This is a genomic window from Streptomyces sp. S4.7, assembly GCF_010384365.1.
Taxonomy (GTDB): domain Bacteria; phylum Actinomycetota; class Actinomycetes; order Streptomycetales; family Streptomycetaceae; genus Streptomyces.
Map to the genome: position 1 here is coordinate 6,649,675 of NZ_CP048397.1, position 23,189 is coordinate 6,672,863.

Sequence of the window (23,189 nt, forward strand, 5' to 3'; positions counted from 1 at the left end):
CCATGCGCTTCCGCCACCCCGACGGGTCCACCGTCCACCTCTCGTACTGCACCAACGTCCACCCCGCCGAGAACCTCGAAGGCGTACTGGCCCAACTGCGCGACCACTGCGAGCCGGTACGCAGACGCCTCGGCCGCGACCGCCTCGGCATAGGTCTGTGGCTCGCCAAGGGCGCGGCCCGCTCCCTCATCAACGACCCCGCCCAACTGCGCGGGCTGAAGGGTGAGTTGGAGCGGCGCGGGCTGGAGGTCGTCACCCTCAACGGATTCCCCTACGAAGGCTTCGGCGCCGAAGAGGTCAAGTACCGCGTCTACAAGCCGGACTGGGCCGATCCCGAGCGGCTGGCCCACACCACCGATCTCGCCCGACTCCTCGCCTCGCTGCTGCCCGACGACGTCACCGAGGGCTCCGTATCCACTCTGCCCCTCGCCTGGCGCACCGCCTTCGACGACGCCGCGGCCCGCACCGCGCACGCCGCGCTCACCACCCTCGCCGAACGGCTCGACGCGCTGGAGGAGTTGACCGGCAAATCCATCCGGATCGCGCTGGAGCCCGAGCCCGGCTGCACCGTCGAGACCACCGCCGACGCGATCGGGCCGCTCACCGACGTCGCCAGCGCCCGCATCGGCATCTGCGTCGACACCTGCCACCTCGCCACCTCCTTCGAGGACCCGGCGACCGCGCTGGGCGCCCTCGCCGAGGCCGGTGTCACCATCCCCAAGGCCCAGCTCTCCGCCGCGCTGCACGCCGAACACCCCCACCTCCCCGAGGTACGCGACGCGCTCGCCGCCTTCGCCGAACCCCGCTTCCTGCACCAGACCCGCACCCGCACGGCGGCAGGCCTGCGCGGCACCGACGACCTCGAAGAGGCCCTGGCCGGTGAGGCGCTGCCCGACGGCGCCCCCTGGCGCTCGCACTTCCACGTCCCGCTGCACGCACCGCCCGCCCCGCCCCTGACCTCGACACTCCCCGTGCTCCAGGACACCCTCGCCCGGCTCGTCGGCGGCCCCGAACCGCTGACCCGCCACCTGGAGGTCGAGACGTACACCTGGCAGGCGCTCCCGCCCGAGCTGCGCCCCCGCTCACGCGGCCGGCTCGCCGAGGGCATCGCCGCCGAACTCACGCTGGCCCGCGACCTCCTGGTCGATCTGGGTCTCAAGGAGCTGCCATGACCGCCGACCCCACACCCGAGCCGTCCGCCGAGCCGGCCGCGACGGGCCCCACACCCCTGCTGGTCCTGGACGTGGTCGGACTCACGCCCCAGCTCCTCGCGCACATGCCGAATCTCAAGAAGCTGGCCGCCGCGGGCTCGCAGGGCCCGCTGACCACCGTGCTGCCCGCCGTCACGTGCAGCGCCCAGTCCACCTTTCTCACCGGCACCCTGCCGTCGGAGCACGGCATCGTCGGCAACGGCTGGTACTTCCGCGAACTGGGCGACGTGCTCCTGTGGCGCCAGCACAACGGACTGGTCTCCGGCGACAAGCTCTGGGACGCCGCCCGCCGCGCCCACCCCGGCTACACCGTCGCCAACATCTGCTGGTGGTACGCGATGGGCGCCGACACCGACTACACGGTCACACCCCGCCCGGTGTACTACGCCGACGGCCGCAAGGAACCCGACTGCTACACCCGGCCGCCGGCCCTGCACGACGAACTGCACGGCAAGCTCGGCACGTTCCCCCTCTTCCACTTCTGGGGCCCCGGCGCCGATCTCGTCTCCTCGCAGTGGATCATCGACGCCACCCGGCACATCATCGAGACCCGCCGCCCCGACCTGGCGCTGTGCTACCTGCCGCACCTGGACTACGACCTCCAGCGCTACGGCCCCGACGACCCCCGCTCCCACCGGGCGGCACGCGACCTCGACGCGGCGATGGGCCCGCTGCTGGACGACGCGCGCGCCGAAGGCCGTACCGTCGTCGCCCTGTCCGAGTACGGCATCACCAACGTCTCGCGGCCCGTCGACATCAACCGGGCCCTGCGCCGTGCCGGACTGCTGGAGGTCCACACCCAGGACGGCATGGAGTATCTGGACCCGATGGCGTCGCGCGCCTTCGCCGTCTCCGACCACCAGATCTCGCACATCTACGTGCGCCGCCCCGAGGACCTGGCGGCGACCCGCGAGGCGCTGAAGGACCTCAAGGGCATCGAGGAGATCCTCGACGAGCAGGGCAAGAAGAACTACGGCCTGGACCACCCGCGCTCCGGCGAACTGGTCGCCGTCGCCGAACCCGACGCCTGGTTCACGTACTACTACTGGCTCGACGACGCCAAGGCGCCCGACTTCGCGCAGCTCGTCGAGATCCACCGGAAGCCCGGCTACGACCCCGTCGAGCTGTTCATGGACCCCCTCGACCCGTACGTGAAGGTCAAGGCGGCGAAGGCCATCGCCCGCAAGAAGCTCGGCATGCGCTACCGGCTCGCCGTCGTCCCCCTGGACCCCTCACCGATCCGCGGCAGCCACGGACGCCTCCCGACGAGCGACGAAGAAGGTCCGCTCATCCTCTGCTCCACCCCCGAAGCCGTCACCGGCCGCACCGAGGCCACCGACGTGAAATCCCTGCTCCTCAATCTCGCAGGACTGCACTGATCTAAGGAGTTCCACGCATGAGCCGCAAGAAGTCAGTCGACCCGGAGCTCGCAGCCAAGCTCAGCCGCCGCAACATGCTGGGTGTGGCCGCGGGCACCGGCGCGGCCGCCATTCTCGGTCTCTCGGCCGCCACCCCGGCCGCCGCGGGCGACAGGGGACGCGGTCACGGCCATGGACACGGGCACGGGCACGGCAAGGGCGAACCCGTCCTCACTCCGGGCCACCTCGGCATCCAGCTCTACTCGCTGCGTGACAAGGTCAACTCGCTCGGCTTCGCCAAGGTCTTCGCGGAACTGGAGCGCTTCGGCTACGACGAGATCGAGTACGCGGGCTACAGCCAGGGCGCCGCCGGCGACATCACCATCCCCCAGCTCCGCAAGCTGGCCAGGAACCACGGTCTGCGCCCGATCGGCAGCCACGTCAACTACGCCGACGACAGCAACCCGAACGCCTACAGCTTCGCCCAGAACCTGGAGAAGGTGCTGGACGACGCCCAGGCGCTCGGCCTCGACCACATCGGCACCGCGTCGGGCCCCTGGCGCCACGGCGACACCGTCGACGCCTGGAAGCGGGCGGCCGAGGACTTCAACACCTACGGCGCCGCCGCCCGCAAGCGCGGCATGAAGTTCTACCAGCACAACCACGCCGAGGAGTTCTCCTTCGCCAGCGACCAGCCGGGCGTCCGCCTCTACGACGTCCTGCTCGCGGAGACCGACCCGAAGCTCGTCTATCTGGAGATGGACATCTACTGGGCGTTCGCCGCCGTGCACCGCTTCAGCCAGACCGGCGACGGCAAGCCCGCGCCCTTCGACCCGCTGAGTTACGTGCTCAAGCAGCCCAACCGCTACCCGCTCTTCCACGTCAAGGACGGCGTGAAGAACGAGGAGGCGCGCGACGGCTACGACATGGTCGACGTCGGTGACGGCGACATCGACTACAAGAGGTTCATCTCGGCCGTGAACAAGACCCACAACGGCCGCAGGGACCACCACTGGCAGGCCGAGCACGACAACCCGGTCGACTCGATCCTGTTCGCCGAGAAGTCGGCGGACCACCTCCACTCCCTGCGTGAGAAGCGCGGCCACCACTAGTCCAGTACGAACGGCGGCTCACCGTACGGCCGTTGGCCGTACGGTGAGCCGCCTCACGTGCGCTCTGCGGTGGTTCGCTCAGGCGTCCTCCCGCCCGATCGGGTTCGGATTCGCCTGGATCTTCTTGATGTCCGGCCTGCCTGGCGCCTTCAGGAAGACCGCGAGGCACGCCGAGAAGAGTCCGACACTGCCCGCGATGGCGAACGCGGCTCCGTAGCCCCAGCTGCTCACCACGACTCCACCCACACCGGCACCGACCAGGCCGGAGATGAGCTTGGAGCTGTAGACCATGCCGTAGTTCGACGCGTTGTTGTTCTCGCCGAAGTAGTCCGCCGTCATGGCCGCGAACAGCGGGAAGATCGCGCCACCGCCGAAGCCGGAGATCATCGAGCAGACCAGGAAGAGCGGCATGACGCCGATCGAACCGGAGAACCACACGCCGAACTGCGACAGGCCCAGCACCACACAGACGAAGATCAGAGTCTGGCGGCGTCCGTACTTGTCGGAAATCCAGCCGATGACGCCGCGCCCCGTACCGTTCACGATGGCCTTCAGCGACATGGCCGTGGCCACGATCCCGCCCGCGAAGCCCATCTCCTTGCCGAACGGCACCTGCATGGCGATACCGAAGATGTTGATGCCGGCCGTGCAGAGCAGGCAGAACCACATCATCCACAGAACGGGGACCCGCGCCGCTTCCTTCGGTGTGTACTGCCGGACGGCCGGCGGGTTCTTCTCAAGCGCGCGACGGATCCTCGGGTCGTCGGAGACCTTCAGCGGGTCCGCGCCCGCGGGCCACCAGAACTTCGGCGGGTCCTTGAAGAACCAGCCCGCCACCGCGACCATCACACAGCAGATGACGCCCACGAAGACGAGCACGCCCTGGTAGTTGCCGAGGTCCATGTACGTGCTGAACAGGAACACGAAGGGCACCGAGCCGTAGGCGAAACCGCCGTTGACGAGGCCGGTCTTGCCTCCCTTGCGCTCCGGATACCACTTGCCGACCATGTTGACGCAGGTCGCGTAGACGAGACCGGCGCCGATACCGCTGAACATACCGAAGCCCATGTACGCCACGATCACGTGCGGCGCGTAGGCCAGGGAGAGGTAGCCCAGCAGAGTGCCCAGTGCGCCGAGCATCATCGCGTAGCGGGCGGGCAGCCTGCCGCTCTCACGGAGCTGCCCCGCGGGGAAGGCCACGGCCGCCTGGAAGAAGATCCAGACACCCATCAGCCAGAAGATGTGCCCGCTGTTCCACGCGTGTGCCGTGTGGAGTGTGTCCTCGGCCGCGGTGAACGCGTACTCCGAGGAGCTGATGCCCATCATCCCGATCCACGGGAAGAGGACCATCGTCCACCGCGGCCGGCCCATGATCTGCCGGTCGGACTGCCCGATCCGGTAGATACGGCCGTTCCGGTCCGTCACCTCCTGGTAGGGGACAGATGCGGAGATGTCAGTTGTCGCCATTGTCGATCGAACCCCTTGCGTCGAAGAAGTCAGGCCAGCGCCCCCTGTCCGTTCTCTTCGTGCGGGGGGCCTGCGATGAGCGGAATCCACAGGCCCCCTGGGTCGCGCCGTCAGCTCATCCGGCGCCTCCCCACAGCTGCGCGGCGCTCACAGGAGCCCCGCCGCCCGCGCCCAGCGGCTGTGTCGCCCCGGGGGCAACCCCCGGACCCCCGGCCGTCGTCGTGGCTGCTGTCCGTTCCTCACAGGAGCCCCGCCGCCCGCGCCCAGCGATACTTCGCGCCGAGCACTTCGACCGGCTTCTCGGTGGTGTACGGATACGCCACCACGCCCCGTTCGTAGAGGTACTGGCACGCGGCCTCCACCTGCACGTCGCCGGCGAGCGACGCCACCACCGGCTTCTCGATACCGCGCTCCCTGAACTCGGCCACCACCCGCGCCGTCAACTCGGCGAAGACCATCGGCGGGGTGACGATCGTGTGCCAGTAGCCCAGGACGAGGGAGTGGATCCGGGGATCCTCCAACCCGAGCCGGATCGTGGCCTCGTAGGTCGACGGCGGTTCGCCGCCCGTGATGTCCACCGGGTTGCCCGCGGCCCCGAAGGGCGGGATGAAGGCGCGGAACGCCTCGTCCAGGTCCGGCGGGATCTCCATCAGCGACAGGCCGTTGTCGACGATCGCGTCCGACAGCAGCACACCCGATCCGCCGGCGCCCGTGATGATCACGACGTTGTCGCCCTTGGGGGTGGGGAGTACGGGCAGCCCGCGCGCGTACTCCAGCATGTCGCTCAGCCCCGGCGCCCTGATGACGCCGGACTGCCGCAGGATGTCCTCGTACACCGCGTCGTCGCCCGCCAGCGCCCCGGTGTGCGAGCCCGCCGCCTTGGCACCGGCCGCAGTACGGCCGGCCTTGAGGACCACCACGGGCTTCTTCGGTACGGTCGCGCGCGCCGCCTCGACGAAGGCGCGGCCGTCCTTGAGGTCCTCCAGATGCATCGCGATGCAGTCGGTGTTGTCGTCCTCACCGAACCAGGTCAGCAGATCGTCCTCGTCGAGGTCCGACTTGTTGCCGAGCCCGACGATGGCCGACACACCCGTCCTGGTGGTCCTCGCGAAGCCGAGGATCGCCATCCCGATACCGCCGGACTGCGAGGTCAGTGCCACGCCGCCCTTGACGTCGTACGGGGTGCAGAAGGTGGCGCAGAGGTCCTGCCAGGTGGAGTAGTAGCCGTAGATGTTCGGCCCGAGCAGCCGGATCCCGTTCTCCTCGGCGATCGTCACGATCTCCTGCTGGAGTTCGTGCTCGCCGGTCTCCGCGAAACCGGAGGGGATCAGCACCGCGTTGGGGATGTTCTTGCGTCCCACCTCTGCGAGCGCGGAGGCGACGAACTTCGCGGGAATCGCGAATATCGCCACGTCAGGCTCACCAGGAACATCCATCACGCTCTTGTACGCCTTACGGCCGAGTATGTCATCGGCTTTGGGGTTGACCGGATAGATCTCGCCCGCGAAACCTCCGTCGATGAGGTTGCGCATGACCGAATTGCCGATCTTGCCGTCCTCGTTGGAGGCACCGATCACCGCCACCGAACGCGGCTCCATGAGCCGGCGCATGGAGATCAGGATCTCCTCGCGCGAGTACCGGCGCCTTTCGACCGGCACCTCGTCGGTCAGCAGGATCCGTACGTCGGCCGCCATGACCCCGCTCGCCGAGGCGAAGACCGGGTTGAGGTCCACCTCCGCGATACCGGGGAAGTCGCCGGCCAGCTGCGAGACCCGGACGACGAGGTCGGCCAGCGCGTCACGGTCGATGCCCTCGGCGCCGCGTACCCCGCGCAGGATCTCGGCGGCCCGGATGCCGTCCAGCATGGACAGCGCGTCGTCCTTGGTGGCCGGCGCGAGCCGGAAGGTGACGTCCTTCAGCACCTCCACCAGGACCCCGCCGAGGCCGAAGGCCACGATCTTGCCGAAGGTGGGGTCGGTGACCGTACCGATCAGGATCTCGGTGCCCGCGGGCACCATCTGCTGTACCTGGACGCCGAGGATCCGCGCCTTCGGGTCGTACGCCCTCGCGTTGGACACGATCGTGGTGAACGCGGAGCGCACCTCGGCCGCCGACCTGACGCCGATCTGCACGCCGCCGGCGTCCGTCTTGTGCAGGATCTCCGGCGAGACGATCTTCATCGCCACCGGGAACCCGAGCCGCGCCGCCACGGCCACGGCGTCGTCGGCCGACTCCGCGAGCGCTTCACCCGGTGTCGGGATGCCGTAGGCGTCCGTGACCGCCTTGCCCTCGGGTGCGGTGAGGGAGGTACGTCCCTGAGCCAGGGCGGCCTCGATGATCGCTCCGACGGCATCCTTGTCGGGCTTGAACGCGATGCTGTCCGCCACTAGATGACTCCGTTCGTCTTCAACAGGCGCAGTTCCTCGTCGCCGAGACCGAGCTCGCCGACGTACACCTCCGCGTTGTGCTCACCGAGCAGCGGAGATGCCGTGATGTGGACAGGTGAGTCGGAGAGCTTCAGCGGGCTTCCGACGGTGGTGAAGGTCCCGCGCTGCGGGTGCGCGACCTCGACGACCATGTCGTTGGCCGCGAGCGACTCGTCCTCGATGATCTCCTTGGTGGAGAGGATCGGGCCGCACGGGATGTTGTGGGCGTTGAGCTTCTCCAGCACCTTCCACTTGGGGAGCGTCGAGGTCCACTCCTCGATGAGCTGGAACATCTTGCCCAGCTTGGTGAGGCGGGCCTCGGGAGTCGCCCAGTCTGGGTCCGCGGCCAGTTCGGGCCGGCCGATCAGCTCGCTGACGGGCTTCCAGCCGACCGGCTGCACGATCACGTACACATAGTCGTTGGGGCCGCCCGGCGCGCACTTGACCGCCCAGCCGGGCTGACCGCCGCCGCTGGCGTTGCCCGAGCGCGGGACCGCGTCGCCGAAGTCCTCGTTCGGGTACTCGGCCAGCGGGCCGTGCGCGAGACGCTGCTGGTCGCGGAGCTTGACCCGGCAGAGGTTGAGCACGGCGTGCTGCATCGCGACGTTCACGCGCTGCCCGCGCCCGGTGGCGGTCCGCTGGTAGAGCGCGGCCAGGATGGCGGCCACCGCGTGCATGCCGGTGCCGGAGTCGCCGATCTGCGAGCCCGTGGCCAGCGGCGGCCCGTCCTCGAAGCCGGTGGTCGACATCGAGCCGCCCATGGCCTGCGCGACGACCTCGTACGCCTTGAAGTTGGTGTACGGGCCTTCGCCGAAGCCCTTGATCGAGGCGTACACGATCTTCGGGTTGATCTCCTGGATCTTCTCCCAGGTGAATCCCATCCGGTCGACCGCGCCGGGGCCGAAGTTCTCGACCATCACATCCGAGCGGCGGATGAGTTCGGTGAGGATCTCCTTGCCGCGCTCGGTCTTGGTGTTGAGGGTGACACTGCGCTTGTTGCAGTTGAGCATCGTGAAGTACAGCGAGTCGACATCGGGGATGTCGCGCAGCTGCTTACGGGTGATGTCTCCCGTCGGTGCCTCCACCTTCACCACGTCCGCGCCGAGCCAGGCGAGGATCTGGGTGGCCGAGGGACCGGACTGCACATGCGTCATGTCGAGGACACGGACGCCGCTCAGTGCCTGGGGGGTGGTGTCGGGGGAGTTCTCCGGGGCTGCTGGAGCCTGGGTCATCATGGCCTCCCTTACTTGTACATGGTCTGGTTCATGGTTCCGGGGGCGTACGCGTCGGGGTCGACCCAGACGTTGATCAGCGAGGGCAGTCCGGACTCGCGGGCCCGCCGGAGCGCGGGCGCGATGTCGGCCGGGTCCCTGACCTCTTCGCCGTAACCGCCCAGCATCTGGGCGAACTTGTCGTAGTGGACGTCGCCGAGGGTGTTGCCGACCCGCTCGCGTTCGTCGCCGTACTTGGCCTTCTGGCCGTAACGGATCTGGTTCATCGACGAGTTGTTGCCGATGATGCCGACGAACGGCAGGTTGTAGCGCACCAGCGTCTCGAAGTCCCAGCCCGTCAGGGAGAAGGCTCCGTCGCCGAAGAGCGCCACGACCTCCTTGTCGGGCCGTGCCTTCTTCGCCGCGAGGACGAAGGGGACGCCGACGCCGAGCGTGCCGAGCGGGCCCGGGTCCATCCAGTGGCCCGGCGACTTGGGCTGTACGACCTGGCCGGAGAAGGTGACGATGTCGCCGCCGTCGCCGATGTAGATCGAGTCCTCGGTGAGGAAGTCGTTGATCTCGCTGACCAGGCGGTAGGGGTGGATCGGCGAGCTGTCCTTGCGCAGGTTCGGCAGCCGCTTCTCGACGGCGGTCTGCTCGGCGGCACGCAGCTCCTCCAGCCATGCCTTGCGCTTGACGGAGCCGCCGTTGATCCGGCCGCTCGCCGCCTCGGTGACCGACTTCAGGATCAGACCGGCGTCACCGACGATGCCGAGGTCGATGTCGCGGTTCTTGCCGACCGTCCGGTAGTCGAGGTCGATCTGGACCACCGTGGCGTCCGGCGAGAGCCGCTTGCCGTATCCCATCCGGAAGTCGAAGGGGGTGCCGACGATGATGATGAGGTCGGCGTTGGTGAAGGCGTAGCGCCGGGAGAGCTGGAAGTGGTGCGGGTCGCCGGGAGGCAGCGTGCCTCGCCCCGCGCCGTTCATGTAGGCGGGGACGTTCAGCGTCCGTACGAGCTCGATGGCGTCGTCCGTGGCCCGCGTCGTCCACACCTGACTGCCGAGCAGGATCGCCGGCTTCTCGGCGTGGACGAGCAGATCGGCGAGCTTCTCGATGGCCACGGGGTCACCGGCCGAACGGGTCGAGGCCCGGTACTGGCCGGCCTTGGGTACGCGTGCTTTGTCGGCCGGGACCTTCGCGTCGAGGACATCGCGCGGAATCTCCAGGAAGGACGGGCCGGGAGCGCCGTTGTAGCACTCACGGAAGGCCATGGAGACCATGTCGGCCGCGCGGGCCGTGTCGGGGACGGTCGCCGCGAATTTGGTGATCGGCGTCATCATGTCCACGTGCGGCAGGTCCTGGAGCGAACCCATCTTGTGCTGGGTGAGCGCGCCCTGGCCGCCGATGAGCAGCATGGGTGACTCGGCACGGAACGCGTTGGCGACACCGGTGACGGCATCGGTCGTGCCCGGTCCGGCGGTGACGACGGCGCAGCCGGGCTTGCCGGTGATGCGCGCGTAACCGTCGGCCGCGTGAGCGGCGACCTGCTCGTGGCGTACGTCGACGACTTCGATGCCCTCGTCGACGCAGCCGTCGTAGATGTCGATGATGTGGCCGCCGCAGAGGGTGTAGATGACCTCGACACCTTCTGCCTTGAGTGCCTTGGCGACCAGATGACCACCGGAGATGAGTTCCTGGCTGTCGTCGGGCATGAGGTTGTCCTGTCCCTTCGTAGGGGAGGTCGGGGGCTCTTGGGGGTGCTCCCGAGTGCTCCCGCGATGGATTGCATACAGTCGACGAATACTGTATGAAGATTGTTATCCCGCATCCGGTGGGTGGTGTCCAGGGGGCGTGCGGCACTTTCATTCCTTTCTGTTGCAGTGGGAGCCGGCATGGATCTGTACGAGCACCAAGCCAGGGACCTGTTCGCGGAGTACGGCATCGCCGTGCCGGAGGCCGAAACAGTCGAGTTCGCGAGGCAGGCCGCGCTCGCGGCGGAACGGCTCGGCGGCCGGGTCGTCGTCAAGGCACAGGTGAAGACCGGAGGCCGGGGCAAGGCCGGCGGGGTGAAGCTCGCGGCCGATCCGGCCGCGGCGGAGCTGACCGCTCGCCAGATCCTCGGGATGGACATCAAGGGCCACACCGTCGCCAAGGTGATGCTGGCCCAACCGGTCGACATCGAGACCGAGTTCTACGTCAGCTATGTGCTCGACCGCGCCGCGGGGACCTTCCTCGCGATCGCGTCCGCCGAGGGCGGCATGGACATCGAGGAGGTGGCCGCCACCCGCCCCGAGGCGGTGGCACGGATCCCCGTCGACCCGGCGGAGGGCGTCACCGCGGCCAAGGCCGCGGAGATCGCGGCGGCGGCGTCGCTGCCGGCCGGGACCGCCCCCGTACTCGAATCCCTCTGGCAGGTCCTGATCAGGGAGGACGCCCTGCTGGTCGAGGTCAACCCCCTCGTCAGGACCACGGACGGCCGCATCCTCGCCCTCGACGGGAAGGTGACCCTGGACGACAACGCCCGGTTCCGCCAGAGTCGTTGGGGCGACGAACAGCAGGACCCGGGCGCCGACCCGCTGGAGGCCGCGGCGGCGGCCAAGGGCCTCAACTACGTCAAGCTCGACGGCGAGGTCGGCATCATCGGCAACGGCGCGGGGCTCGTCATGTCGACCCTCGACGTCGTCGCCGGCTGCGGCGCCCGGCCCGCCAACTTCCTCGACATCGGGGGCGGCGCCTCGGCCCAGGTCATGGCCGACGGACTCTCCGTCATCCTGTCCGACCCCGACGTGAAGTCCGTGTTCGTCAACGTCTTCGGTGGGATCACCGCCTGCGACGCCGTCGCCGACGGCATCGTCCAGGCCCTGGAGACCGTCCGGTTGACCAAACCGCTCGTCGTACGCCTCGACGGCAACAACGCCGCCCGGGGCCGCGCCATCCTCGCCGACCGCGCGCATCCGCTCGTGGAGCAGGTCACGACCATGGACGGCGCCGCGCGCCAGTCCGCCGTACTCGTGAACGCCGGATAGCCACGGACAGCCACGGACAGCGACGGACAACGCGGACAACGGAGAAGAGGGAGAAGAGACCATGGCGATTTTCCTGACCAAGGAGAGCAAGGTCCTCGTCCAGGGCATGACCGGTGCCGAGGGCATGAAGCACACCCGCCGGATGCTGGAGGCGGGCACCGATGTCGTCGGCGGCGTCAACCCGCGCAAGGCCGGCAAGAGCGTCGACTTCGACGGCCGGGCGGTCCCCGTCTTCGGCTCCGTGGCCGACGGCATCGCGGCGACCGGCGCGGACGTCACCGTCGTCTTCGTGCCGCCGCCGTTCGCGAAGGCCGCGGTCGTGGAGGCCGTCGACGCGGGCATCGGCCTCGCCGTCGTGATCACCGAGGGCATCCCCGTCCATGACGCGGTCGTCTTCCAGGCGTACGCTGAGAAGAGCGAGACCCGGATCATCGGGCCCAACTGCCCCGGGCTCATCAGTCCCGGACAGTCGAACGCCGGAATCATCCCGGCCGACATCGCGACCAAGCCCGGCAGGATCGGGCTGGTCTCCAAGTCGGGCACGCTGACGTACCAGTTGATGTACGAGCTGCGCGAGATCGGCTTCTCTTCGGCGGTCGGCATCGGGGGCGACCCCGTCGTCGGTACGACGCACATCGACTGTCTCGCCGCCTTCGAGGCCGACCCGGACACCGAACTCATCGTCCTCATCGGCGAGATCGGCGGCGACGCGGAGGAGCGCGCGGCGGCGTACATCGCCGACCACGTGACCAAACCGGTCGTCGGCTACATCGCCGGCTTCACCGCGCCCGAGGGCAAGACGATGGGCCACGCCGGGGCGATCGTCTCGGGCTCGTCGGGCACCGCGGAGGCGAAGAAGAAGGCGCTCGAAGCGGCGGGCGTACGTGTCGGCTCGACGCCGTCGGAGACGGCGCGTCTGGTGCTCGACCGCGTCGCGGTCACGGCCTGACGCGACACCGGCCTGACGCGACACCGGCCTCCGGCCGCCGGCCGGGGTGATCTCGGTGGTCGGGCGGGACGAGGGGCGTCTCTCGTCCCCGCCCCCCCGGGGGCCGGGGACGGGAGCATCCCGTCCCCGGCCCCCCGGGGGAAGCCGTCGCGGCGACCACCCCAGGCCCGTCCGGCGACCACTCCCAACCCGTCCGGCGTTCGAGGACACGCGCCGGGCGGGCGGAATCCAGCCCGTCCGGCGTCCGAGGACGAAGCGGCCACCGGGCGGGCCCGGTGAAGACAACACGCACCACCACGCCGTACCCGGACGACACCCGTGCACGTCGTCCGGCAAACGCGCTCACGCGCCCCGCCCCCTTTCGAGCGGAGTACCCACCATGGCACCCACCCTCATCCCGAAGCCGGGCACAGCCTGGTCCGACGCCTGGCAGCACTCTCTCGCCGTCGCGCCCGAAGCCTTCCGGGACGACCACGTCCTCAACCTCTGGGGCGCCTCCTGGCAGTCCGGCGGCCGTACCCTCCCCGCCTACAGCCCGGTCGACGGCAGCCCGATCGCCGGGCCGCCCCGGCTCGACGCCGAGAGCGCCCAGCGTGCCGTCCGCGCCTCGCTCGACCAGCACCGGGCCTGGCGGCACGTCCCGCTGTCCGAGCGCCGCGCCCGCGTCTTGGCCACCCTCGACGCCCTGACCGAGCACCGCGAACTGCTCGCCCTTCTCCTCGTCTGGGAGATCGGCAAGCCCTGGCGCCTCGCCCAGGCCGACGTCGACCGCGCGATCGACGGCGTGCGCTGGTACGTGGACGGCGTCGAACCCATGCTGGAGGGGCGCGGCCCGCTGCCGGGCCCGGTCTCCAACATCGCCAGCTGGAACTACCCGATGTCCGTCCTCGTCCACGCCATGCTCGTCCAGGCGCTGGCCGGCAACGCGGTCATCGCGAAGGCGCCCACCGACGGCGGCGTCGCCTGTCTCACCCTGGCCTCCGCCCTCGCCGTCCGCGAGGGACTGCCGATCACGCTGGTCAGCGGCAGCGGCGGCGAGCTGTCCGAGGCTCTCGTCCGCTCCCCGGAGATCGGCTGCGTCTCCTTCGTAGGAGGCCGCGACACCGGCGCCCGGATCGCCACCACCGTCGCCGACCTCGGCAAGCGCCACATCCTCGAACAGGAGGGCCTCAACACCTGGGGTATCTGGAACCACACCGACTGGGACGCGCTCACCGCCGTCATCCCCAAGCTGTTCGACTACGGAAAGCAACGGTGCACCGCGTACCCGCGCTTCGTCGTCCAGCGCTCGCTGTTCGCGGACTTCCTCGGGGCCTATCTGCCCGCCGTACGCTCCATCCGGCTGGGTCACCCGCTGGCCGTCGAGCACCCCGACGACCCGCTGCCCGAACTGGACTTCGGCCCGCTCATCAACGCGGCCAAGGCCAAGGAACTGGGCGACCAGGTGGCCGAGGCCATCGACCGCGGCGCCGTCCCCCTCCACCACGGATCGCTCGACGACGGGCGCTTCCTGCCCGGTCAGGACACCTCCGCCTACTTCGCGCCGGTCACACTGCTGGGCCCGCCGCCGTCCTCGCCGCTGCACCACGCGGAGCCCTTCGGCCCGGTCGACACGATCGTCCTGGTCGACACCGAGGCGGAACTCCTCGCGGCCATGAACGCCTCCAACGGGGCGCTGGTCGCGACGCTGGCGACCGACGACCAGGAGACCTACGCGCGCCTCTCACCCCAGATCCGCGCGTTCAAGGTCGGCAACGGCCGACCGCGCTCGCGCGGCGACCGCGAGGAGCTGTTCGGCGGCTTCGGCTCCTCCTGGCGGGGCGCCTTCGTCGGCGGCGAACTGCTCGTCAAGGCGGTCACGAACGGACCGGACGGGGAGCGCCCGCCGGGCAACTTCCCGGAGTACCACCTGATGCCGTGACGGCGGACCCGGCACGGCCCTGAACCGGAATCGGCTGAGGCGTCCGGACCCCTCCTCAGCCGATTCCTCCGGGCCGCTGGGCCACCCGCCCGGCGGATCGGGCGTCCTCGCAGGTCAGCACGGCTGTCAGTGGGCCGGTGTAGCGTCGTGTCCATGAACTCGAACGATCTCGCCAACCTCGCGCACCTCCGGCGAGCCCGAGATCTGATCGACCGAGAGTACGCGCGCCCGCTCGACGTGCCCACGATGGCCCGCCACGCGCTGATGTCCCCCGCCCACTTCTCCCGGCAGTTCCGCGCGGCCTACGGCGAGACGCCGTACAGCTACCTCATGACCCGCCGTATCGAGCGGGCCATGGCGCTGCTGCGCGCGGGCACGAGCGTGACCGACGCGTGCATGGCGGTGGGCTGTACGTCGCTCGGCTCGTTCAGCTCGCGCTTCACCGAGATCCTGGGCGAGACGCCGAGCGCGTACGCCGCCCGCGAGCACGGCGCCGTCATGGCGATGCCCGAGTGCGTGGCGAGGGTGCGCACCCGGCCGACCAGGGAGGCACCGAGCAGGATTCGAGAAGCGGGCGGCAAGGCCGCGGCCTAGCGTTGACGGCATGACCATCGCACTCCAGTACTGCCACATCACCGTCAATGATCCCGACGAGGCGCTCGCCTTCTACCGCGACGCGCTCGGCTTCGAGATGCGCAACGACGTCTCCTCGGGCGACTTCCGCTGGGTCACCCTCGGCAGCCCGACCCAGCCCGGCCTTGAGCTGGTCCTCTCGGAACCGCACGCCGGCCGCTCCCAGGCCGACGGCGACGCCCTCCAGGAACTGCTCACCAAGGGCGTCCTGACCCAGCTCATCTTCCGCACCGACGACCTCGACGCGATCTTCGAGAAGCTGCGGGCGTCGGGCGCCGAGGTGCTCCAGGAGCCCATGGACCAGCCGTGGGGCCCCCGGGACTGCGCGTTCCGCGACCCCTCGGGCAACCTGGTGCGGATCTCCCAGGAACCGAAGGCGTAGCCGTGGCGAGCCGGGCCGCACGGACCGGCGAGACTCCGTCCGTGCGCCCCGGACCACGGGATATGCGGGTGAAGAGCACTCCCGAGCCCTGGTATCGTTCATTACGTCAGCCCGGCGGAAACGCCGAGGTTCGACCACTCGTCCGGGTGGCGGAATGGCAGACGCGCTAGCTTGAGGTGCTAGTGCCCTTTATCGGGCGTGGGGGTTCAAGTCCCCCCTCGGACACCATGGGTAGTTCAGGCAACTACGCAGGTCGGCTTCCCAGAACTCCCAGCACGGATTCGTCCGGGCCGGGAGTTCTTTTTTGTCGACGCTCAACGGGTGCGTACGGCACAGCTCCTGGTGGACGCGGTCGGTGCCGCGGAGCCGGCCACCCGCCGCCATCGGTAACGGAACAGGTGCGGATCGGGGACGACCCCGATCCGCACCTGTCGCCCTACGGCATGGTTACCTTCGGCCACCTCCCGTCACTTTGCCCGACGCCGGCGCCGCCGGGCCGCCCGTGATCACGAAGCCCGAGCCCGGCTGGGTGACGACATGGCCGTCCGCCGAGTTGGTGATGGTCGCGTTGGACAGTGTCGCGCTGCCGCGGGCGCCGCTCATGGCCAGGATGCCGGCGCCGTTGTTGGACTTGTCGATCTTGACGTTGTCGATCACCACGCCGGGCATGGTGCCGCCGCCCGTCTTGAACTGGATGCCGTCGTACGTCGAGTCGTAGATGTCGGTGTCCCTCCACCGCCACCCGGGTCACGGTGGTGGCGCCGGTCGCGGTGGTGCCGCGGTTCTGCACCGCCACGGTGAACTGGACCGAGGCCCCGACGGCGGGGTTCTGCGGTGTGGAGCCGATGCTCAGCACCTGGAGGTCCGGGCCGGGAGCGTGTCCCACGACCAGCGAACCGGCCGCGGTGAAGCTGTTGTTGTCGTTGTCCTGCTCGACGACGGTGTCGGTCGGGTCCACCACCGCCGTCACCTTGTAACTGCCCTCGGCGCGCCTGCCGGCCGCGACCTGGACGATCGTCGAGGCACCCGCGTTGAGGGCGGGCACGGAGGCGCTGCCCGCGACCGTCCCGCCGATGCTGACGTTGACGGTCGTCGGGCCGGCCGCGGCCGTGCCGACGTTGCGCACCGTCGCGCTCACCGTGGTCGCGTCGGTCTCCACCGGGGAGGTGGGGGACCACGAGAGCGCGGTGACGGTGAGGTCCGGGTTGGGCGCGGGCCGCCCGATGACCTGGAACTCGGCGACCTGGCAGCCCTGCGCACCGGTGTTGGAGAAGATCTGGAGCTGTACGTCGGCGACCCGGCCGGTGACCGGGATCCGTACCGAGTTCTGGTTGGTCGCCGGGTCGAAGCCGTACTCCGCGCGGGCCTTCAGCGAGGTGAAGCCGGTCGCGCCCTGGGCACGGCCGAGCACCTGGATGCTCTGGGTCCGGGCTCCCCACGCCGAGTCGGGGTTGAGCTTGACCACCACGGAGGTGATGTCCGCCTCGGCCCCGAGTTTGACCGTCAGGTTCGACGGGTGCCCGGTGGACTCCCAGTAGGTGTTGAGCTTGTCGTCGTTGGCGTTGGCCGCGACGAAGGTGTGGATCGTGGACGACGCCTCGATCGGCTTGCCGCGCGCCAGGTCGGTGCCGTCGTCACCGGGGTCGGGGTCGCCCGGATCGCCGGCCGCGGGGCCGTGGATCCCGAACTCGGAGATCTGCGCCGCCGGCCAGCCCGTGTTGCCGGTGATGTTCAGCCGTACGTGACGCACGGCGGTGGAGGGGAAGTCGATGGTGACGGTGTTGGCCGAGGACGGGGTGAACAGCCGTCGCTGAGAGGCGGAGAGGGTGCTGTAGCTGTTCCCGTCGGTGCTGCCCTGGACGCTGAGGGCCTGGGTACGGGCCTCCCAGGTGGTGGGGAGCTTGAGCACCACCTGGTCGACGGCGGCGCTCTCGCCGAGGTCGATCCGCAGCGTCTGCGGGAACGCGTTGTTCGGTCCCTCCCAGTACGAAGCCTGGTTGCCGTCGGTGACGTTGGAGGCCGGATGGTTCCCCTCGGACCCGCTCGCCGACACGCTCTTGCCGATCGACTGGTCGGGGCGCTCGGCCGCGCCGGCCGAGAGGGGGGGTGAGTCCGACGACGATCAGTCCGGCCATGACGATGCCGGTGATCAGCCGCCGGCCGAGCCGCGCGGGTCTGAGCCGCGCGGGCCGAGTGGGTCTGAACTGCTTCCGTCTCATATGGTCCTCTGTCCGGTTGGAACGAGGTGCGGGGGAGGCGATGCGATGAAGTTGCGAGATGAGACTTATAAATTTGAGTCACTTGCTTACTTTTTTGCGATTCACAGGGTGCAATCGTGCCCGCGGGTTGTCAACGGTTTTCGCACAGGTAACAAGTACGCGCCTGCCGCGGGTGGGCGGCGGTCCGTCAGACAGCGGGCGACGCGGGGCCCTGGGCGAGCGCCATCCGCTCCTGCTCCTCCGCGACGATCAGCCGCGCCAGCGACTGCTCCGAGATGTCGACCGCCTCGGGCGTGGACTCCGCGACCTCGCTGTGGCGGGCGTACGCGTCGAAGAGGCGCTTCTTGGTGCCGAGCAGCTGGAGCATGCGCTGGTCGACACTGTCCGCCGTCAGCAGCCGGTGGACCTGGACATGGCGGAGCTGGCCCATCCGGTGGGCACGTGCGACGGCCTGGGTCTCCAGCGTGGGCTTTACCTGCGGCTCGCACAGGATGACCACGGACGCCGCCTGCAAGTTGAGACCGGTCCCGCCCGACTGGATCTGGCTGAGCAGCACCGCGTGCCCGGGAGCGTCGGCGAAGCCGTCCACCAACTCCTGCCGCCGCGCCGCCGGCAGCCGGCCGGTGAGCGGACCGAAGACGGTGGGTGAGCCGGTTGCCGGGCCCGAGCCGGGCTTCGGGCCGAGTGTCTCCTCCGCCGCCGTCAGCACATCGCGGAAGAAGGAGAAGACGACGACCTTCAGCCCGTTCGACGCCGCGTCGGCGACGAGTTCACGCAGCCGCCGGAGCTTGGCCGACGTGGCGGGGTCGGCGTACGCGGCACGGCGCATCGCCATGAAGTTCCCCGCCTCGACGGCCTGTCGGTAGGCGGCCCGCGCGGCCGGGCTGAACTCCTCCCACTCGTCCACCTGTTGCAGCTCGGGCAGCTCCGTGAGGACGTCCTGCTGGTTACGGCGCAAATACGCGGGCGCGACGGCCTTGCGGAAACCCTCCGAGCCGATGGTCGCGTCGTGGAACCGGATGCCGGGAAGGAGCGCCGGCTGGAGATGGCGCACCAGGCTGCGGAACTCGCCGACCCGGTTCTCCATGGGTGTCCCGGTCAGGAACAGGACGTGATCGGTCTGCGCGGCCCACCTGTTGACGGTACGCGAGCGCCGGGTCCCGGGATTCTTGACGTAGTGCGCCTCGTCCACGACGAGCATGCCGAGCGTCGAACCGCCGGGGACGGGGAGGGTGCCGAGGACGTCGTACGTGGTGACCGCGACGTCCCCGTGCCGGGTCCACTGCGCGAGCGCGACGGCGCGGTCCTGACCGTGCACCCGGTACGCGCGCAGCGTGCTGCGGGACTCGATCTCCCGGATCCAGTTGATGACCACGCTGGCCGGACAGACCACCAGGAAGTGCGTCCGGCCCTCCGCCTTGAGGTGGGCGAGGGCGGCGACGGCCTGGATGGTCTTGCCCAGCCCCATCTCGTCGCCCAGGATCACCCGGCGCTGGGCCAGCGCGAACCGGGCTCCGAACGCCTGGTAACCGCGCAGCGACACCCGCCGATGGGTGTCGTCCAGCCGCTGCGCGCGGACCCGTTCGGAGATGTCGCCGGGCAGGAACCCCTCGGCGGCGTCCAGGTCCGGGGACAGCTCGGAGAGTTCGGCGAGCAGGACCAGATAGTCCGCGGGCCGCACCTGGAAGTCGAGCCACGCCTCGTCCGCCGGGGCGACGGGCCGCAGCAGATCCGTGGCCGCCTGCGCGAGGAGGAGCGGGACCTCGCTTTCGGCGGCGCCCGCGAGGAACGCGTCGACCGACTGGACGGCCCGATGGGCCTGTTGTCGGCGCCGCTTGCCGGTGAGCAGCATGCGCAGCCGGTCGCCGGCCGGGCGGGCGGGTGGCAGCAGCGGGGCGAGTTCGGCATCGATCCGCTTCGCGGTGGCCACCGCGCGGGGGATGTCGGGACCGGCGTTCACCATCCGGTTCAACGCGACCACCAGCGCCGTGGAGTGGGGATCGGCGTCGGCGGCGTCGTCCGCGTCCAGGCGGACGACGACATGTTCCGCCATCGCCTCCGCGAGCCGGCGCGCGGCGACGATCGCCTGTCCGGCGCTCTGCGTGCCGATGCCGGGGACGTGGCACAGCTCGTACGCCGAGGAGTCGAGCACCCTGCGTACGTTCGTGTACCCGGCCTGTTCGAGCGCGCCGAGCCGGAGCCTGCCCTCGGTGACATCGGCGAGCCGTGAGACGGGGACGCCCTCCAACTCCTGGCGGACCAGGGCGTCGCGCAGCGGAGTGATGGCCTTCAGGACCCCGTTCCGTACGTCGGCGTGGTCGCCGGCCACCCGGCGCGCGGCGGCGAGGAGGCGGTCGGCGCGGTCGAGTACGGCGCGGGCACCGCTGCCCAGCGGCACCTGCACCCGGACCGGCTTCGGCCCGGTCCCTGCCCCGTCGTCCATGACGCCTCTCGTGGTCCACCACATCCGGTCGAGCGACATGATTCCACGGGGGTACGACATCGCCGGGCGGCCGAATCCGGCGCGCCCGGCGAATCGTTGTGGATTACGCGGCCATGGTCCAGCGCTGGCCCGCGTCACCCGTGCAGGTGCGCAGCTCCAGCTTCGTACCGTTCGCCGTACCGCCCGCCGCGGGCGTCAGGCACTTGCCGGAGGCGACGCCGACGACGGAGCCGTCGGCGTTGACGCGCCACTGCTGATTGGCCGTGCCGCGGCAGTCCCAGATGATGACGGGCGTGCCGTCGGCCGTGGCGGCGCCGCGCGCGTCCAGGCAGCGGTCGCCGTACACGCGCAGTTCGTCGGTGGCCGTGCGGGCCCACCGCTGGTTCGTCCCGCGGTGGCAGTCGTGGACGATCGTCCGCGCGCCCGTCGTCGTCACGGCGCCCTCGACGTCGAGGCAGCGGCCCGATCCCGCGTTGACGAGTGCGCCCCGACCGGGCGCGTCGAGCGGTACGAGACTTGCGGGCACCGAGCGCAGCGCGTTGTACCAGACGGTCGCCATCTTGGCGTAGCCCGCGGCGTTGGGGTGGACGCCGTCGGCGAGGTCGGCGACCGTCAATGCCTTGTGCATGTCAACCAGGTGGACGTGCGGGCCCTTGCCGCTGACGATGCCGGGCAGCGCCGCGTTGAACGTCTTGACCCGGGCCTCCAGGTCGGGGCTCGACTCCGGGGTGATGGTCGCCACGAACAGCTCGATCCGCGGCTTCTGTTGGAGGATCCGGTCGATGAGGTCGGAGAGCCGGGCCGGGGCGTTCGCCAGGTCGTAGTTCTGGTTCACGTCGTTCGTACCGATCTGGAGCGTGATCGTGCGCGGGTCACTGGCGGCGAGCCAGCCGTCGATGTTCGAACGGAGCTGGTCGATGCGCCAGCCCGAGTGACCCTGGTGGTCGTGGTCGCCCAGCTCCGGCGGGCCGTTGAACTGCGAGCCGACGAAGTCGACCGTGTAGCCGCCGCCGGCGAGGTGCTGCCAGAGGTTGATCCGGTAGCCGCCGGGGATGTTGTGCCCGTGGGTGATCGAGTCGCCGAGAGGCATGATCCTGACCCCGCCGTTGGACTCGGCGGGTGCGGCCGGAGCGGCGGTCGCGGCGAACTGGGTGAGCGTCAGCAGGGCCGCCGTCATGGCGAACACCAGGAGACTGAGGAGAGCTTGCGCACGGCGTGAGGCGTTTCTTCGCAAGGCGGGGCCTTCCCTCTGGGCCGCCGGGGAATGGGGGGGGTGCGCGTGGTGCGTCCGGTGGTGCGTCCGCGCGTGGAGAGAGGTGCGGGGGGTGAGTGGCGGCCATGTTGTAGATACCACCGGTCGATCCCTTCGGCGAGGGATTGCGCAACGGTGTTGGCAAATTGGCGTCGTTCCGGCCAACGGCCGATGACCTTCCGGCCGGGAACGAACGTAAAGGGCCGGAGAGCGGACGGCCGCGATCAGTCCTCGAACAGCAGCCGGCGCAGAAAGTTGTTGATGAACTTGCCCGCCGGATCCAGGGAGCCGCGCAGCGCAAGGAAGTCCGTCATGTGCGCGTAGCGACCGCGCAGTTCCGCGGGCGCCGTCGTGAACACCTTGCCCCAGTGCGGCCGTGCGTCGAGACCCTCCAGCGCCGCCTCCAGACGCCTGATCACCGGCACCACGGCGGCGGTGTCCTTGATCCAGGTGAAGTGCAGTGCGACGGTGTCCCGCCCTTCGGCCGGGCTCAGCCACAGCCCGTCGGCCGCCACGGTGCGCACCTCACAGACCTGGAGCACCGGGGCCATCACCGTCCCCAGCGCGGCCACCGCCCGCAGCGCCGCGACGCCGTGGTGGCGGGGGACCAGATACTCGGACTGGAGCTCCGAACCGTTGCTGGGGGTGAACTCGGCGCGGAAATGCGGCAGTCGGGCGTGCCACGGCCCCGGCACCCCGTGCTGCTCGGTGCAGTGCGTCGCGGGCATCCCGGGCACGGGGTGCATGGCCTCGCCCGCCCGCGCGGCCCACGGGAAGTCCGGTTCCTGCGAGTCCGGAGCGGCACCGGCGAGCCGCTTCAGCCAGACCTGACCGAAGCGCGGGGCCCGCCAGTCGGTGAACAGGCTCACGCTGTACGCCGCCGAGGTGATCGCGTCGAAGTGCTCCTCCAGCACGGCGAGCGGCAGCCCGGTACGGACGGACTGCCGCATCTCGAAGGCCGGGACCAGGTCCAGGGTGAGTGAGGTGACCACGCCGAGGGCGCCGAGCGCCACGACACAGCCGGCGAAGCGCTCGCCGTCCTTCTCGCGGTCCAGCGTCAGCGAGTCACCGTCCGCCGTGAGCAGTTCCACGGCCCGTACGGCGGTCGCGAGCGACCCGGAGCCGTCACCGGAACCGTGCGTACCGGTGGCGACCGACCCGGCCACCGAGATGTGCGGCAGGGACGCCATGTTGTGCAGGGCGAGCCCCCGGGCGTGCACCTTCCGGGCGAGTTCGGCGTACCGTACGCCGCCCCCGACCCGGACCGTACCGGCCACCGTGTCGATGTCGACCGTCCGGGGCAGCCCGGCGAGCGAGACCAGGGCGCCGTCGGTGTCCGCGATGCGGTTGAAGGAGTGCCCGCTGCCCAGGGCCCGTACGCGGGGGCTGCCCGCGACGATCGCGCGCAGCGCGTCGAGCGTGCCCGGCCGGTGCACCCGGTCGGCCGAGAAGACGATGTTCCCGGCCCAGTTGGACCCCGCGCCGCCGGCCGCCGCCCCGCCGGCCACTGCCTCCGTCAACTGTCCGCCCTCTTCCGGTCCCGGCCCGCTCCGAGCTTGGAGTATGCGCCGATGGT

The 23,189-nt window shown here is 70.0% G+C and carries 16 protein-coding genes, 1 tRNA gene and 1 pseudogene; 9 read left to right on the plus strand and 9 right to left on the minus strand.

Going from position 1 to position 23,189, the window contains the following annotated elements; all coding sequences use genetic code 11:
* Positions 1-2 precede the first annotated feature (2 nt).
* The 3 genes from eboE to SSPS47_RS29550 are packed head-to-tail and all read left to right on the plus strand — an operon-like array spanning position 3 to position 3,681.
* Positions 3-1,172, plus strand: coding sequence for a metabolite traffic protein EboE (gene eboE / locus SSPS47_RS29540; protein ID WP_147876396.1), 1,170 nt, complete (start codon positions 3-5; stop codon positions 1,170-1,172).
* Positions 1,169-2,590, plus strand: coding sequence for a nucleotide pyrophosphatase/phosphodiesterase family protein (locus SSPS47_RS29545; protein ID WP_164253607.1), 1,422 nt, complete (start codon positions 1,169-1,171; stop codon positions 2,588-2,590). The genes eboE and SSPS47_RS29545 overlap by 4 nt, the downstream gene beginning before the upstream one ends.
* A 17-nt stretch (positions 2,591-2,607) precedes the next feature.
* Positions 2,608-3,681 (plus strand): sugar phosphate isomerase/epimerase, encoded by a 1,074-nt coding sequence (locus SSPS47_RS29550; protein WP_164253608.1) that lies wholly within the window; start codon positions 2,608-2,610, stop codon positions 3,679-3,681.
* A gap of 78 nt (positions 3,682-3,759) precedes the next feature.
* Here SSPS47_RS29550 and SSPS47_RS29555 read toward each other — a convergent pair whose 3' ends face one another.
* The 4 genes from SSPS47_RS29555 to SSPS47_RS29570 all read right to left on the minus strand — a co-directional run bounded on the left by SSPS47_RS29555 (position 3,760) and on the right by SSPS47_RS29570 (position 10,500).
* Positions 3,760-5,148, minus strand: a complete 1,389-nt coding sequence (locus tag SSPS47_RS29555; protein ID WP_164253609.1) for an OFA family MFS transporter — start codon at positions 5,146-5,148, stop codon at positions 3,760-3,762.
* 239 nt (positions 5,149-5,387) lie between these two features.
* A complete protein-coding gene (locus tag SSPS47_RS29560; protein WP_164255147.1) occupies positions 5,388-7,523 on the minus strand; it encodes an acetate--CoA ligase family protein in 2,136 nt (711 codons plus the stop codon).
* 11 nt (positions 7,524-7,534) lie between these two features.
* Positions 7,535-8,806, minus strand: a complete 1,272-nt coding sequence (gene frc / locus SSPS47_RS29565) for a formyl-CoA transferase (protein ID WP_164253610.1) — start codon at positions 8,804-8,806, stop codon at positions 7,535-7,537.
* An 11-nt stretch (positions 8,807-8,817) separates the two neighbouring features.
* A complete protein-coding gene (locus tag SSPS47_RS29570; protein WP_164253611.1) occupies positions 8,818-10,500 on the minus strand; it encodes a thiamine pyrophosphate-binding protein in 1,683 nt (560 codons plus the stop codon).
* A gap of 180 nt (positions 10,501-10,680) precedes the next feature.
* Between SSPS47_RS29570 and sucC the strand changes: the two genes are divergently transcribed.
* From sucC to SSPS47_RS29600, 6 genes are all read left to right on the plus strand, one after another.
* Complete coding sequence (gene sucC / locus SSPS47_RS29575; RefSeq protein ID WP_164253612.1) at positions 10,681-11,814, plus strand: ADP-forming succinate--CoA ligase subunit beta; 1,134 nt, start codon at positions 10,681-10,683, stop codon at positions 11,812-11,814.
* Between the two features lie 61 nt (positions 11,815-11,875).
* Positions 11,876-12,763 carry a succinate--CoA ligase subunit alpha gene (sucD, locus tag SSPS47_RS29580; RefSeq protein ID WP_164253613.1) on the plus strand — a complete coding sequence of 296 codons (888 nt, stop codon included), beginning with the start codon at positions 11,876-11,878 and terminating at the stop codon, positions 12,761-12,763.
* 379 nt (positions 12,764-13,142) lie between these two features.
* Complete coding sequence (locus SSPS47_RS29585) at positions 13,143-14,684, plus strand: aldehyde dehydrogenase family protein (RefSeq protein ID WP_164253614.1); 1,542 nt, start codon at positions 13,143-13,145, stop codon at positions 14,682-14,684.
* A 153-nt stretch (positions 14,685-14,837) separates the two neighbouring features.
* Positions 14,838-15,278: a helix-turn-helix transcriptional regulator gene (locus SSPS47_RS29590; protein WP_147876386.1), complete on the plus strand. Its 441-nt coding sequence runs from the start codon at positions 14,838-14,840 to the stop codon at positions 15,276-15,278.
* A 10-nt stretch (positions 15,279-15,288) separates the two neighbouring features.
* Entirely contained in the window at positions 15,289-15,699 is a 411-nt protein-coding gene (locus tag SSPS47_RS29595; RefSeq protein ID WP_147876385.1) for a VOC family protein, read from the plus strand.
* A gap of 140 nt (positions 15,700-15,839) precedes the next feature.
* A tRNA-Leu gene (locus tag SSPS47_RS29600) sits at positions 15,840-15,927 on the plus strand.
* A 219-nt stretch (positions 15,928-16,146) separates the two neighbouring features.
* Here SSPS47_RS29600 and SSPS47_RS35695 read toward each other — a convergent pair.
* From SSPS47_RS35695 to SSPS47_RS29620, 5 genes and pseudogenes are all read right to left on the minus strand, one after another.
* Positions 16,147-16,368 carry a hypothetical protein gene (locus SSPS47_RS35695; RefSeq protein ID WP_239065350.1) on the minus strand — a complete coding sequence of 74 codons (222 nt, stop codon included), beginning with the start codon at positions 16,366-16,368 and terminating at the stop codon, positions 16,147-16,149.
* A 70-nt stretch (positions 16,369-16,438) separates the two neighbouring features.
* Positions 16,439-17,834: pseudogene (locus SSPS47_RS29605) on the minus strand (discoidin domain-containing protein); the annotation flags it as partial.
* A 271-nt stretch (positions 17,835-18,105) separates the two neighbouring features.
* Complete coding sequence (locus tag SSPS47_RS29610) at positions 18,106-20,400, minus strand: DEAD/DEAH box helicase (protein ID WP_239065105.1); 2,295 nt, start codon at positions 20,398-20,400, stop codon at positions 18,106-18,108.
* Between the two features lie 64 nt (positions 20,401-20,464).
* Complete coding sequence (locus SSPS47_RS36305; protein WP_164255151.1) at positions 20,465-21,538, minus strand: ricin-type beta-trefoil lectin domain protein; 1,074 nt, start codon at positions 21,536-21,538, stop codon at positions 20,465-20,467.
* Between the two features lie 299 nt (positions 21,539-21,837).
* Positions 21,838-23,133, minus strand: a complete 1,296-nt coding sequence (locus SSPS47_RS29620) for a D-arabinono-1,4-lactone oxidase (protein WP_239065106.1) — start codon at positions 23,131-23,133, stop codon at positions 21,838-21,840.
* Between the last annotated feature and the right edge of the window lie 56 nt (positions 23,134-23,189).

Excerpts from the sequence above, each read along its gene's own strand:
- eboE (WP_147876396.1), top strand. The coding sequence starts at position 3 with ATGCGCTTCCGCCACCCCGACGGGTCCACCGTCCACCTCTCGTACTGC.
- SSPS47_RS29545 (WP_164253607.1), top strand. The coding sequence starts at position 1,169 with ATGACCGCCGACCCCACACCCGAGCCGTCCGCCGAGCCGGCCGCGACG.
- SSPS47_RS29550 (WP_164253608.1), top strand. The coding sequence starts at position 2,608 with ATGAGCCGCAAGAAGTCAGTCGACCCGGAGCTCGCAGCCAAGCTCAGC.
- SSPS47_RS29555 (WP_164253609.1), bottom strand. The coding sequence starts at position 5,148 with ATGGCGACAACTGACATCTCCGCATCTGTCCCCTACCAGGAGGTGACG.
- frc (WP_164253610.1), bottom strand. The coding sequence starts at position 8,806 with ATGACCCAGGCTCCAGCAGCCCCGGAGAACTCCCCCGACACCACCCCC.
- SSPS47_RS29570 (WP_164253611.1), bottom strand. The coding sequence starts at position 10,500 with ATGCCCGACGACAGCCAGGAACTCATCTCCGGTGGTCATCTGGTCGCC.
- sucC (WP_164253612.1), top strand. The coding sequence starts at position 10,681 with ATGGATCTGTACGAGCACCAAGCCAGGGACCTGTTCGCGGAGTACGGC.
- sucD (WP_164253613.1), top strand. The coding sequence starts at position 11,876 with ATGGCGATTTTCCTGACCAAGGAGAGCAAGGTCCTCGTCCAGGGCATG.
- SSPS47_RS29585 (WP_164253614.1), top strand. The coding sequence starts at position 13,143 with ATGGCACCCACCCTCATCCCGAAGCCGGGCACAGCCTGGTCCGACGCC.
- SSPS47_RS29590 (WP_147876386.1), top strand. The coding sequence starts at position 14,838 with ATGAACTCGAACGATCTCGCCAACCTCGCGCACCTCCGGCGAGCCCGA.
- SSPS47_RS29595 (WP_147876385.1), top strand. The coding sequence starts at position 15,289 with ATGACCATCGCACTCCAGTACTGCCACATCACCGTCAATGATCCCGAC.
- SSPS47_RS35695 (WP_239065350.1), bottom strand. The coding sequence starts at position 16,368 with ATGCCCGGCGTGGTGATCGACAACGTCAAGATCGACAAGTCCAACAAC.
- SSPS47_RS29610 (WP_239065105.1), bottom strand. The coding sequence starts at position 20,400 with ATGTCGCTCGACCGGATGTGGTGGACCACGAGAGGCGTCATGGACGAC.
- SSPS47_RS36305 (WP_164255151.1), bottom strand. The coding sequence starts at position 21,538 with ATGACGGCGGCCCTGCTGACGCTCACCCAGTTCGCCGCGACCGCCGCT.